The following is a 12,740-nucleotide window of genomic DNA, read 5'->3' as shown; positions in this document are numbered from 1 at the left end:
ATTCAGGAAGATGATTTATCACGCATATAGCATTATTAGAAGTGTGGTGTGACAAATTAGGAATATATAAAGCTGCTATTTTATTTTCATGGCGAATGAATATTTAATATTTCATCTTAAATTAAGGGAGCGCTTCATATATTTTTACGTTGGCAAACATTCTGTAATCTCAATAAAAATATATCCCTGACGCTGTTTTTCAGCACACCTAAATCGATCATGCGTGTCGCGTTTACGCAAAGCCTTATATAGTGCATTACGCCAGATACAACCGACCATTTGTAAGCATGAAAAATGGATTTCCATCTCACAGGCAGAATTATTAACTAATGCGCAACAAAATAACCGGCGCTCTTCAGCCATGCTTTTCAGACGAGGGGTTGACATTAACTTACGTATCCAGTACCACTAAAAGCATATCGCATTCACCTGGAGCATGATTCATGATTCGCAACGTCGGTTTCGCTGGTCTACTACTACTAAACGCATCTCTCGTGCGCGGTAGACCGGTGGGCGACATTCTGAGTTGAATCGTCCTTCCAGTTAAGACTAAGAACCCGCGCCTTGGCGCGGGTTTTTTTATGCTCGTAGCGAGGCGACCTAAGAGACAAAGGACCTAAACCATGAGCCAGCAAGTCGTTATTTTCGATACCACATTACGTGATGGTGAACAGGCGTTACAGGCGAGCCTGAGCGTGAAAGAGAAGCTGCAAATCGCCCTGGCGCTGGAACGTATGGGCGTCGATGTGATGGAAGTGGGTTTTCCGGTCTCTTCTCCGGGCGATTTTGAATCCGTACAAACCATTGCGCGCCAGGTGAAAAACAGCCGTGTTTGCGCCCTCGCCCGCTGCGTCGAAAAAGATATTGATGTTGCCGCCGAGTCGTTAAAAGTTGCCGAAGCGTTCCGTATCCATACGTTCATCGCCACCTCGCCGATGCATATCGCTACCAAGCTGCGCAGCACGCTGGATGAAGTGATTGAACGCGCCATTTACATGGTTAAACGCGCCCGCAACTATACCGACGACGTGGAGTTTTCCTGTGAAGACGCAGGCCGCACCCCGATCGCCGATCTGGCGCGCGTTGTAGAAGCCGCCATCAATGCCGGTGCAAAAACCATCAATATTCCGGACACCGTCGGCTACACCATGCCGTTCGAGTTCGCCAATATCATCACCGGCCTGTATGAACGCGTACCCAATATCGATAAAGCCATTATCTCTGTTCACACTCATGACGACTTAGGCTTAGCCGTGGGCAACGCTATCGCCGCAGTACATGCCGGCGCACGCCAGGTAGAAGGCGCAATGAACGGTATCGGCGAACGCGCCGGTAACTGCTCGCTGGAAGAGGTGATCATGGCCATTAAAGTGCGCAAAGACATCATGAACGTGCACACCCAAATCAATCACCATGAAATCTGGCGCACCAGCCAGACCGTCAGCCAGATTTGCAATATGCCGATTCCGGCGAACAAAGCGATTGTTGGCACCGGCGCCTTCGCCCACTCCTCCGGTATTCACCAGGATGGCGTGCTGAAAAACCGCGAAAACTACGAAATCATGACTCCGGAATCCATCGGGCTGAACCAGGTTCAGTTGAACCTGACCTCCCGTTCCGGGCGCGCTGCGGTGAAACACCGCATGGAAGAGATGGGCTACAAAGAAGCTGATTACAACCTGGATAACCTGTACGACGCTTTCCTGAAGCTGGCGGATAAAAAAGGCCAGGTCTTTGATTACGATCTGGAAGCGCTGGCATTCATTAATAAACAGCAGGAAGAGCCAGAACATTTCCGCCTGGACTACTTCAGTGTGCAGTCCGGCTCTAACGATATCGCCACCGCGTCTGTGAAGCTGGCGTGTGGCGACGAGATCAAAGCCGAAGCCGCGAACGGCAACGGCCCGGTCGATGCGGTCTACCAGGCCATTAACCGCGTGACGGCCTATGACATCGAACTGGTGAAATACGATTTGAGCGCCAAAGGCCAGGGCAAAGACGCGCTGGGTCAGGTTGATATCGTGGTGAACTACAACGGTCGCCGCTTCCACGGCGTCGGTCTGGCGACCGATATTGTGGAGTCCTCCGCCAAAGCCATGGTGCACGTGCTGAACAACATCTGGCGCGCCGCCGAAGTCGAAAAAGAGTTGCAACGCCAGGCTCAGAACAAAGAAAACAACAAGGAAACCGTGTGATGTCGAAGAATTACCATATTGCTGTGTTGCCGGGCGACGGTATCGGTCCGGAAGTGATGGCACAAGCGCTGAAAGTCCTGGAAGCCGTGCGTAACCGTTTTGGTATGCGTATTTCCACCAGCCATTATGATGTTGGTGGCATCGCCATCGATCGTCACGGCAACCCGCTGCCGCAGGCCACGGTTGAAGGTTGTGAACAAGCCGACGCCATTCTGTTCGGCTCTGTCGGCGGCCCGAAATGGGAAAACCTGCCTCCGGCGCAGCAGCCGGAACGTGGCGCGCTGCTGCCGCTGCGTAAGCACTTCAAACTGTTCAGTAACTTGCGCCCGGCAAAACTGTATCAGGGGCTGGAAGCATTCTGTCCGCTGCGCGAAGACATCGCCGCCAACGGCTTCGATATTCTGTGCGTACGCGAACTGACCGGCGGTATCTACTTCGGTCAACCGAAAGGCCGCGAAGGCAGCGGTCAGCATGAAAAAGCGTTTGATACCGAGATCTATCACCGTTTTGAAATCGAGCGCATTGCGCGTATCGCGTTTGAATCCGCGCGTAAACGTCGCAAAAAAGTCCACTCGATTGATAAAGCCAACGTGCTGCAGACCTCGCTGTTGTGGCGTGAAATCGTCAACGAAATCGCGGGGGATTACCCGGACGTTGAACTGGCGCACATGTATATCGACAACGCCACCATGCAGCTGATTAAAGATCCGTCCCAGTTTGACGTACTGCTGTGCTCCAACCTGTTCGGTGACATTCTGTCCGACGAATGCGCCATGATCACCGGTTCGATGGGCATGCTGCCTTCTGCCAGCCTGAACGAACAAGGTTTTGGTCTGTATGAACCGGCAGGCGGTTCAGCGCCTGATATCGCCGGGAAAAATATCGCCAACCCGATTGCGCAAATCCTGTCGCTGGCGCTGCTGCTGCGTTACAGCCTGAATGCAGGCGACGCGGCTGACGCCATCGAAGGCGCTATCAATCGTGCATTAGAAGAAGGCGTGCGCACCGGCGACTTAGCCCGTGGCGCTGCCGCTGTCAGTACCGATGAGATGGGCGACATCATCGCTCGTTATGTCGCCGAAGGGGTGTAATCATGGCTAAGAGTTTGTACGAAAAATTGTTTGACGCCCATGTGGTCTATGAAGCGCCGAATGAAACCCCACTGTTGTATATCGACCGCCATCTGGTGCACGAAGTGACATCACCGCAGGCCTTCGATGGGCTGCGCGCGCACCACCGTCCGGTGCGCCAGCCGGGTAAAACCTTCGCGACGATGGATCACAACGTCTCGACGCAAACCAAAGATATCAACGCTTCCGGCGAGATGGCGCGCATTCAGATGCAGGAGTTAATCAAAAACTGCAACGAATTCGGCGTTGAGCTGTATGACCTGAACCACCCGTATCAGGGCATTGTCCACGTGATGGGACCGGAACAGGGCATCACCCTGCCGGGCATGACCATCGTTTGTGGCGACTCCCACACCGCCACCCACGGCGCATTTGGCGCGCTGGCGTTCGGGATCGGTACATCGGAAGTGGAACACGTTCTGGCGACGCAAACCCTGAAACAGGGGCGCGCCAAAACCATGAAGATCGAAGTCAAAGGCACGGCAGCACCTGGGATCACCGCGAAAGATATTGTGCTGGCGATCATTGGTAAAACCGGCAGCGCGGGCGGAACCGGGCACGTCGTTGAATTCTGCGGTGACGCCATCCGTGCGCTGAGCATGGAAGGCCGTATGACGCTGTGCAATATGGCAATCGAGATGGGGGCGAAAGCCGGACTGGTCGCGCCGGATGAAACCACTTTTAACTACGTGCAGGGCCGTTTGCACGCGCCGAAGGGCAAAGATTTCGATGAGGCGGTAGCCTGGTGGAAAACGCTGCACACCGATGAAGGCGCGGTTTTCGATACCGTCGTCACTTTACAAGCAGAAGAGATCGCCCCGCAGGTTACCTGGGGCACCAACCCAGGCCAGGTCATTTCCGTGACCGATATCATTCCCGATCCGGCCTCGTTTGCCGATCCGGTTGAGCGCGCGTCGGCGGAAAAAGCGCTGGCCTACATGGGGCTGAAACCCGGTGTACCGTTAACGGAAGTGGCTATCGATAAAGTCTTTATCGGCTCCTGCACCAACTCACGCATTGAAGATTTGCGCGCAGCGGCGGAAATCGCCAAAGGGCGAAAAGTCGCGCCGGGCGTGCAGGCGCTGGTCGTGCCGGGTTCCGGTCCGGTGAAAGCGCAGGCGGAAGCCGAAGGTCTGGACAAGATCTTTATTGAAGCCGGTTTTGAGTGGCGCTTGCCGGGTTGCTCCATGTGCCTGGCCATGAATAACGATCGCCTCAATCCGGGTGAACGTTGCGCGTCGACCAGTAATCGTAACTTTGAAGGCCGCCAGGGCCGCGGCGGACGCACGCATCTGGTCAGCCCGGCGATGGCCGCTGCCGCCGCCGTAACCGGCCATTTCGCTGATATTCGCAGCTTGTAAGGAGAGCAACCATGGCAGAGAAATTTACCCAACATACCGGCCTGGTCGTTCCGCTGGATGCCGCGAATGTGGATACCGACGCCATTATCCCGAAGCAGTTTTTGCAGAAGGTGACGCGCACCGGTTTTGGCGCTCATCTGTTTAACGACTGGCGTTTTCTGGATGACAAAGGCCAACAGCCGAACCCGGAGTTCGTACTGAATTTCCCGCAATACAAAGGCGCATCGATTTTGCTGGCGCGGGAAAACTTTGGCTGCGGTTCATCACGTGAACACGCGCCGTGGGCGTTGACCGATTACGGTTTCAAAGTGGTGATTGCGCCAAGTTTCGCCGACATCTTCTACGGTAACAGCTTTAACAACCAGCTGCTGCCGGTGACGCTCAGCGATAAAGAGGTCGATGAACTCTTTACGCTGGTGCAGAACAATCCGGGCATTACCTTTGAAGTGGACCTGGAAGCCCAGGTAGTGAAAGCGGGCGGGAAGTCGTACAGTTTCTCAATCGACGCCTTCCGCCGCCACTGCATGCTGAACGGTCTGGACAGCATCGGTTTGACGTTACAGCACGACGATGCCATCGCCGCTTACGAAAACAAACAGCCCGCTTTTATGCGCTAACCCACCACAGGCCCGGTTTCCGGGCCTTTTTACGCTTACACATCTTTAACGCGACTGGTCAGCCACAGCGTTACCACTGAAATCACCGCAATGCCGATATACACCGCGCCGTGGCCATAGCTTTGCGCCAGCGCCCCCTGAATCACCCCGGCCAGGATCACGCCGGTCGAAATACTGTTGGTAAACAGCGTGGTCGCCGAACCTGCCCGCCCCGGCATCAGATCCTGAAACCACAACATGCCAATCCCGGCGATAATGCCGATAAATACCGCATTAAACAGTTGCAGGGAGAGTAACGCCGTCTGGCTGTGGAAAAAAATCAGGCCGATATAGAACAGCACGCCCGCCGTAACGGCGGTAACCATCATGCGCCGTTTGCCTATGCGTTTGACAAAATAACCCGCCAGGATCATCGCCGGGATCTCAAGCCCCGCCGCCGTGCCCATCAAAATCCCGGCCAGTTTGTCGGGCAGCCCCAGTTCCAGGCTAATCCACAGCGGCATATCGATGATGTACATGGTGTTGCAGGTCCACATCAGCGTAGAGGCAATAAACAGCATGCGCACATTTTTATCGCTCCAGCCGCTGACCTGCGTCACCGCCACGTCGGCGGGCTGTTCAACACGCGCCACCGAAGGCAGCCAGAACGCCACCAGCATCAGGCTGATAACGAAAATCCCGGCGGCGATGGAAAACATGGCGGTAAAGCCATAATTAAGCGCCAGCATAAACGCCAGCGGCGGACCAATGACCCACGCCAGCGAGAGCTGCGCGCGCATAACAGAACTGAACATCACCACTTCACGTGCGGAACTGTCGGCATACTCGCGCGCCAGCGCGAAAAGCTGCGGCATGGCGGTATTTGCCAGCGACGCCAGCAGTACACCGCAGGTGATAAGCGTCAGATAGTGGCGATTAAAGGCGAATAACAGCGCATTGCCCACTGCCATCAGGCAACAAAAGAGGATCAACTTGCGCCTGTCGCCCTGGTTGTCGGATCGTTTTGCCAGCCCAAGGCTGACAACGATCCCGGCAATGGCGTTGACGGTATAAAACAGCCCAACCCAGAACGGCTCAGCGCCCACTTCCCGGCTCAGAAACAAGCTGAGCGTCGGTGCCTGTAGCGCTCCGGCAACTCCCATCATAAAGGCGACGATCATAAAAGCGACGTAAACACCGTTAAGGCGGCGTCCCATCGTCATTAACCAGAGCATGAAGATTTCCTTGTTAAAACGGGAAAAAGTGAAAGCCCAAAAGGCGGCTGCCAGCATAAACGAAAAAGCCAGCAAAAAACGTTTTGCTGGCGGGTGCATTCGCACTTAATACTCAGTCACACATGATTTCGGCGGTTCAGTCTTTCGAGATCGGCGTTGTCACTTCCCACTGCATCAGTTCTTCCAGCATTTTCAGGCGCTGCCGTGCGCTCAGGCGGGCGAGCCAGCCCGCATCCTGCGTGGCGCGAAAATAGTCCAGATAAAACCGTCGTAGGGATGATCTCTGCATATGACCTCCTCGCTTTCATCGCAGAGAAGTATTGGCTTAATATAGGGATTAATAAATTGCTGAGTTTTTATCAGGAGTTCCCCTTTTATGTCGTCCGGCCGCCTGCAACAACAGTTCATCCGTCTGTGGCAATGCTGCGATGGGAAGTCACAAGAGACCACGCTCAACGAGCTGGCGGAGCTGCTTAGCTGTTCGCGCCGCCACATGCGTACCTTGCTTAACACCATGCAAGAACGCGGCTGGCTGACATGGGATGCGGAAGCGGGCCGCGGCAAACGTTCGCGGCTCACCTTCCTGTATACCGGCCTTGCGCTCCAGCAACAGCGCGCTGAAGACCTGCTGGAGCAGGATCGTATCGATCAACTGGTGCAACTGGTCGGCGATAAAAAGGCCGTGCGCCAGATGCTGGTTTCGCATCTCGGCCGCAGCTTTCGCCAGGGGCGACATATCCTGCGGGTGCTTTACTACCGGCCGCTGCGCAACCTACTGCCAGGTAGTGCATTGCGCCGTTCCGAAACCCATATAGCACGGCAAATTTTCAGCGCGCTGACGCGAATAAATGAGGAAAACGGGGAACTGGAAGCGGATATCGCCCACCACTGGAAGTTGATTTCCCCTTTGCACTGGCGGTTTTATTTGCGCCCCGGCATTCATTTTCACCATGGCCGTGAGCTGGAAATGAGCGATGTGATTGCTTCTCTGGAGCGCGCCACCGCCCTGCCGCTCTATTCGCACATCCGCGAAGTGCTCTCACCAACGCCCTGGACGCTGGATATTCATCTCAGCCAGCCGGATAACTGGCTACCGTGGTTGCTGGGACATGTGCCCGCCATGATTTTGCCGCGCGAGTGGAACACGATGAGCAACTTTGCCAGCCAGCCGATTGGCACCGGCCCTTACGCGGTGACGCGCAATACCAATAACCAGCTAAAAATCCATGCTTTTGATGACTACTTCGGCTTTCGCGCCCTGATCGATGAAGTCAACGTCTGGGTGTTGCCGGATCTCAGCGACGAACCGACCAGCGGCCTGACGCTTGAAGGGCCAACCGACGGCGAAAAAGCGGTGGAAAGCCGCCTCGAAGAGGGCTGTTATTACCTGCTGTTTGATGCGCGTTCCAGCCGTGGCGCGAACCCGGCGATCAGGGAGTGGGTCAGCCACGTGCTCTCCCCCACCAATTTGTTGTGGCACGCCAATGAGCAGTACCAACGCTACTGGTTCCCGGCTTACGGCCTGCTGCCGCGCTGGCACCATGCCCGCCCCGGTAGTGGTGAAAAACCGGCCGGTCTGGAAACGCTCACCCTCACGTTCTATCGCGAACATAACGAGCACGAAGCGCTTTCCCGCACCATGAGCACACTGCTGGCCGAACACGGCGTGAAGCTGATTGTGCAGGAAGTGGATTACGAGGAGTGGCATCGGGGCGAAGCCGGGAGCGATATCTGGCTTAACAGCGCCAATTTCACGCTGCCGCTGGATTTCTCAGTGTTCGCCAACCTCTACGAAGTACCGCTGCTACAGCACTGTATTCCGCTCGACTGGCAGGCGGATGCGGCAAAATGGCGCAACGGGGAGATGAATCTTGCCGTCTGGTCGCAACAGTTGCTCGCCAGTAAAGCCATCGTACCGTTGATCCACCACTGGCTGAGGCTCCAGGGACAGCGCACCATGCGCGGGCTGCGCATGAACACGCTGGGCTGGTTCGACTTTAAATCCGCCTGGTTTGCGCCACCGGATCCATAAGGCTTTCCCATTTTTTACCAAATCATTACAATAGCGGCGTTCTCAACGGGGTGCTGCGCCATGCGCGTGTGCTGAGAAAATACCCGTCGAACCTGATCCGGATAACGCCGGCGAAGGGATTTGAGGCTACCTCTCAAAATCCTTTGCCACCCATTTTGAGGTGCAAAGTGTTAAAAAAATCACTGCCGTTTCTGCTGCTGATCGCAGCGCCTGTTTTTGCTAAACCCGTACTGACTGTTTACACCTACGACTCCTTCTCTGCCGACTGGGGCCCAGGGCCTGCGGTAAAAAAAGCCTTTGAAAGCGACTGCAACTGCGAGCTGAAATTTGTGGCGCTGGAAGATGGTGTTTCGCTGCTTAACCGCCTGCGCATGGAAGGTAAAAACAGCAAAGCCGACGTGGTGCTTGGACTGGATAACAACCTGCTGGAAGCCGCGACACAAACCAAACTGTTCGCCAAAAGTGGCGTCGCCACCGATGCGGTTAACGTGCCGGGCGGCTGGAAGAACGACACGTTTGTACCGTTCGATTACGGCTGGTTCGCCTTTGTCTACGATAAAAACAAACTGAAAAACCCGCCGAAAAGCCTGAAAGAGCTGGTCGAAAGCGATCAGAAATGGCGCGTTATCTACGAAGATCCGCGAACCAGCACGCCGGGTCTCGGCCTGCTGCTGTGGATGCAGAAAGTCTATGGCGACAAAGCCCCGCAAGCGTGGCAGAAACTGGCGGCCAAAACGGTCACCGTCACCAAAGGCTGGAGCGAAGCCTATGGTCTGTTCCTGAAAGGGGAAAGCGACCTGGTGCTGAGTTACACCACCTCTCCGGCTTACCACATTATTGAAGAGAAGAAAGACAACTACGCGGCGGCGAATTTCAGCGAAGGCCACTATTTGCAGGTCGAAGTCGCGGCACGTACCGCTGCCAGTAAACAGCCGGAACTGGCGGAAAAATTCCTGAAATTTATGGTCTCTCCCGCGTTCCAGAACACTATCCCGAGCGGTAACTGGATGTACCCGGTCACCAATGTGACGCTGCCTGCGGGCTTCGACCAACTGGTGAAACCGCAAACCTCGCTGGAATACTCTTCGCAGGAGGTCGCGACTCAGCGCGCAACATGGATTAATGCATGGCAACGCGCCGTCAGCCGCTGATTGCGGGCTGGCTGCTACCCGGCCTCACCGCCGCCACGTTGATGGTGGCGGTGGCGCTGGCCGCGTTTCTTGCGCTGTGGCAAAACGCCCCGTTTAGCGGGCTGGCTGATTTTTTACAAGACAGCTACCTGTGGCATGTGGTGCGTTTCTCCTTCTGGCAGGCGTTTCTCTCCGCGCTGCTCTCTGTCGTACCGGCGATATTTCTTGCCCGCGCGCTCTACCGGCGGCGTTTCCCTGGTCGTCTCGCCTTGCTGCGCCTGTGCGCCATGACCCTGATCCTGCCGGTGCTGGTCGCCGTGTTCGGCATTCTTAGTGTGTATGGCCGTCAGGGCTGGCTGGCAACGCTCTGGCACAAGCTTGGCGTGGAGTGGACGTTCTCGCCCTATGGTTTGCAGGGCATTTTGCTGGCGCACGTCTTTTTTAATTTGCCGATGGCCTCGCGCCTGCTGCTACAAACGCTGGAGCAGATCCCCGGCGAGCAACGGCAACTGGCCGCACAGCTTGGTATGCGCGGCTGGGCATTCTTCCGTTTTGTCGAATGGCCGTGGTTACGTCGCCAGATCCCGCCGGTCGCCGCGCTGATTTTTATGCTCTGCTTCGCCAGTTTCGCCACCGTGCTGTCGTTGGGCGGCGGGCCGCAGGCCACCACCATTGAACTGGCAATTTACCAGGCGCTGAGCTTCGATTTTGATCCCGCCCGTGCGGCGATGCTGGCGCTGATCCAGATGATCTGCTGCCTCGGGCTGGTGCTGCTGAGCCAGCGCATGAGCAAAGCGATCGCCGTCGGTAGCCACCAGATTACTGGCTGGCGCAACCCGGAGGATCGGCTGTTCAGCAAGGTCGCGGATAGCACGCTGATTGTGCTGGCTCTGTTATTACTGCTGCCACCGCTGCTGGCTGTGATTGTCGATGGCCTCAATCTGAGCCTGGTGAAAGTGCTGGCCGAGCCTGTGTTGTGGCAAGCGGTATGGACATCGCTGCGCATCGCTCTGGGCGCAGGGCTATTGTGCGTCGTGCTGACCATGATGCTGTTGTGGAGCAGCCGGGAGTTACGCGCGCGCCAGCAAACCATGGCCGGGCAAGCGCTGGAAATCAGCGGCATGCTGATCCTCGCGATGCCAGGGATCGTGCTGGCGACGGGCTTCTTTCTGCTGCTCAATAACAGCGTTGGCCTGCCCGCTTCCGCCGATGGCATCGTCATTTTTACTAACGCGCTGATGGCCATTCCTTATGCGCTGAAAGTACTGGAAAACCCGATGCGCGATCTGACATCCCGCTACAGCATGTTGTGCCAGTCGCTGGGAATGCAGGGATTTCAGCGCCTGCGCGTGGTCGAACTACGCGCGCTGAAGCGCCCGCTGGCCCAGGCGCTGGCGTTTGCCTGCGTACTGTCGATTGGCGATTTTGGCGTGGTGGCGCTGTTTGGTAATGACGACTTTCGCACGCTGCCGTTTTATCTCTATCAGCAGATTGGGTCGTACCGCAGCCAGGACGGCGCGGTAACCGCGCTCATCTTGCTGCTGCTGTGCTTTTTCTTATTCACCGTGATTGAAAAACTTCCGGGCCGCCATGTTAAGACTGACTGATGTCACCTGGCTTTATCACCATCTGCCAATGCGCTTTTCCCTCTCTGTTACCCGGGGCGAGCAGATTGCCGTTCTAGGACCAAGTGGCGCGGGAAAAAGCACGCTGCTTAACCTGGTCGCCGGGTTTCTTAGTCCCGCCAGCGGCACAATAACCATCGCGGGCGAGGATCACACGCATACCACGCCCTCGCAGCGACCGGTATCGATGCTGTTTCAGGAAAATAACCTCTTTACCCACCTGACTGTGCGGCAAAACATCGGGCTGGGGTTACACCCAGGCCTGAAGCTGAATAGCGACCAGCAGCATAAACTTGAGCAGATCGCCGAAACCATGGGGCTGGAATCACTGCTGGCGCGTCTGCCGGAGCAGCTTTCCGGTGGTCAGCGTCAGCGTGTGGCGCTGGCGCGCTGCCTGGTGCGCGAACAACCTGTGTTATTGCTTGATGAACCGTTTTCCGCGCTCGACCCGGCGCTGCGCCAGGAGATGCTCGCGCTGGTGCAGACGGTATGCCGTCGCCAGCAGTTAACACTGCTGATGGTGTCGCACAGCGTGGAGGATGCGGCGCGGATTGCCGCACGTTCGTTGGTTATTGCCGACGGGCGCATTGCATGGGATGGCAACACGGACGCGTTGCTCAGCGGCAAATCGTCCGCATCGGGCTTGCTGGGTATTCGCGGTCAGTGACCGCGGATAACGTCGCCTAAAATGTTGAGATAAATCGGCATCAGCGGGTGCTGTGCCAGCGCGATCGCCGCCGCAACAGCAACGACCAGCATGCCCGGTGCCAGCCACAACAGGCGGCGGCGTGGCAGGTAGTTTGTCAAACGGTCAACGCCGGATTTCCCCGCACGCCATAACCGCCAGCACAACCAGCAAGCCAGCCATAGCAGCAGCGCAGTCAGCAATAACAGCCATTTGAAGTTGCCGCTTTGCATATCGGCGGGGATATCAATTGCCGCACCGGCCAGAATACCGGGCAGGAAGTAGAACGGCGGCCACAGCAGGCAGCCAACAATATTCGGCGGCAAAAACTTGCGAATGGGCAGATCCAACATGCCGGCAACCATTGGGATCAGCGGGCGCGTTGGCCCGACAAAACGCCCAACCAGAATGGTAAATACGCTGTGCTGATGCAATGCGTGTTCGGTTTTATCGAGCAGCGCTTTGTTCTTTTTCATAAACGACCAGCGGTGCAGCGGCCCTTTAAAGCGCCAGCCCAGCCAGAAGGAGATCCAGTCGCCGAGCAGGCAGCCAACAATCCCCGCCAGCCACGCATGCCAGAAGTTCACCTCACCGCTGCCGATAAGCGCCCCGAGTGCCGCCATCATTACCGTGCCGGGTAAAATCAACCCGACTAACGCCAGCGACTCAAAAAACGCCACCAGCATAATCGCCACCAGCGAATAGATGGCAGATTGGGTAATAAAGTGTTCCAGCAACGCTTCCATAAGGT

General features: G+C 56.3%; 12 protein-coding genes and 1 riboswitch. Of the genes, 9 read left to right on the top strand and 3 right to left on the bottom strand.

All coding sequences use genetic code 11. The features are described 5' to 3' along the window. Positions 1-443 precede the first annotated feature (443 nt). From leuL to leuD, 5 genes are all read left to right on the top strand, one after another. The gene (leuL, locus tag BN2591_RS24980; protein ID WP_110093646.1) at positions 444-530 is read left to right on the top strand and encodes a leu operon leader peptide; all 87 of its coding nucleotides are present in this window, start codon (positions 444-446) and stop codon (positions 528-530) included. Between the two features lie 93 nt (positions 531-623). After that, on the top strand, positions 624-2,195 hold the full coding sequence (gene leuA, locus BN2591_RS07995; RefSeq protein ID WP_086870504.1) for a 2-isopropylmalate synthase: 1,572 nt from the start codon (positions 624-626) through the stop codon (positions 2,193-2,195). Beyond that, a complete protein-coding gene (gene leuB, locus BN2591_RS07990; RefSeq protein ID WP_086870502.1) occupies positions 2,195-3,286 on the top strand; it encodes a 3-isopropylmalate dehydrogenase in 1,092 nt (363 codons plus the stop codon). Before leuA ends, leuB begins: the two co-directional genes overlap by 1 nt. Before the next feature lie 2 nt (positions 3,287-3,288). Further along, positions 3,289-4,686, top strand: a complete 1,398-nt coding sequence (leuC, locus tag BN2591_RS07985) for a 3-isopropylmalate dehydratase large subunit (RefSeq protein WP_086870500.1) — start codon at positions 3,289-3,291, stop codon at positions 4,684-4,686. A gap of 11 nt (positions 4,687-4,697) precedes the next feature. Next, entirely contained in the window at positions 4,698-5,303 is a 606-nt protein-coding gene (leuD, locus tag BN2591_RS07980) for a 3-isopropylmalate dehydratase small subunit (protein ID WP_086870498.1), read from the top strand. 35 nt (positions 5,304-5,338) lie between these two features. Here leuD and BN2591_RS07975 read toward each other — a convergent pair whose 3' ends face one another. Next, complete coding sequence (locus BN2591_RS07975; protein WP_086870679.1) at positions 5,339-6,517, bottom strand: sugar efflux transporter; 1,179 nt, start codon at positions 6,515-6,517, stop codon at positions 5,339-5,341. A 136-nt stretch (positions 6,518-6,653) separates the two neighbouring features. Further along, a complete protein-coding gene (sgrT, locus tag BN2591_RS07970; protein ID WP_071908185.1) occupies positions 6,654-6,806 on the bottom strand; it encodes a glucose uptake inhibitor SgrT in 153 nt (50 codons plus the stop codon). Positions 6,807-6,893: 87 nt separating this feature from the next. Between sgrT and sgrR the strand changes: the two genes are divergently transcribed. The 4 genes from sgrR to thiQ all read left to right on the top strand — a co-directional run bounded on the left by sgrR (position 6,894) and on the right by thiQ (position 11,971). Continuing rightward, positions 6,894-8,549, top strand: coding sequence for an HTH-type transcriptional regulator SgrR (sgrR, locus tag BN2591_RS07965; protein ID WP_086870496.1), 1,656 nt, complete (start codon positions 6,894-6,896; stop codon positions 8,547-8,549). A gap of 36 nt (positions 8,550-8,585) precedes the next feature. After that, positions 8,586-8,686, top strand: a riboswitch (TPP riboswitch). Positions 8,687-8,716: 30 nt separating this feature from the next. Further along, complete coding sequence (gene thiB, locus BN2591_RS07960; RefSeq protein WP_086870494.1) at positions 8,717-9,700, top strand: thiamine ABC transporter substrate binding subunit; 984 nt, start codon at positions 8,717-8,719, stop codon at positions 9,698-9,700. Beyond that, entirely contained in the window at positions 9,676-11,286 is a 1,611-nt protein-coding gene (gene thiP, locus BN2591_RS07955; RefSeq protein WP_086870492.1) for a thiamine/thiamine pyrophosphate ABC transporter permease ThiP, read from the top strand. The genes thiB and thiP overlap by 25 nt, the downstream gene beginning before the upstream one ends. After that, a complete protein-coding gene (gene thiQ / locus BN2591_RS07950; protein ID WP_086870490.1) occupies positions 11,270-11,971 on the top strand; it encodes a thiamine ABC transporter ATP-binding protein ThiQ in 702 nt (233 codons plus the stop codon). The genes thiP and thiQ overlap by 17 nt, the downstream gene beginning before the upstream one ends. Here thiQ and BN2591_RS07945 read toward each other — a convergent pair. Beyond that, entirely contained in the window at positions 11,965-12,735 is a 771-nt protein-coding gene (locus BN2591_RS07945) for a DedA family protein (RefSeq protein WP_086870487.1), read from the bottom strand. The genes thiQ and BN2591_RS07945 overlap by 7 nt on opposite strands. Between the last annotated feature and the right edge of the window lie 5 nt (positions 12,736-12,740).

The sequence above is a fragment of the Kosakonia pseudosacchari genome (assembly GCF_900184035.1).
Lineage (GTDB): Bacteria > Pseudomonadota > Gammaproteobacteria > Enterobacterales > Enterobacteriaceae > Kosakonia > Kosakonia pseudosacchari.
Note: the sequence above shows the minus strand (reverse complement) of the source record. Positions and strands in the feature narration are given on the sequence as shown.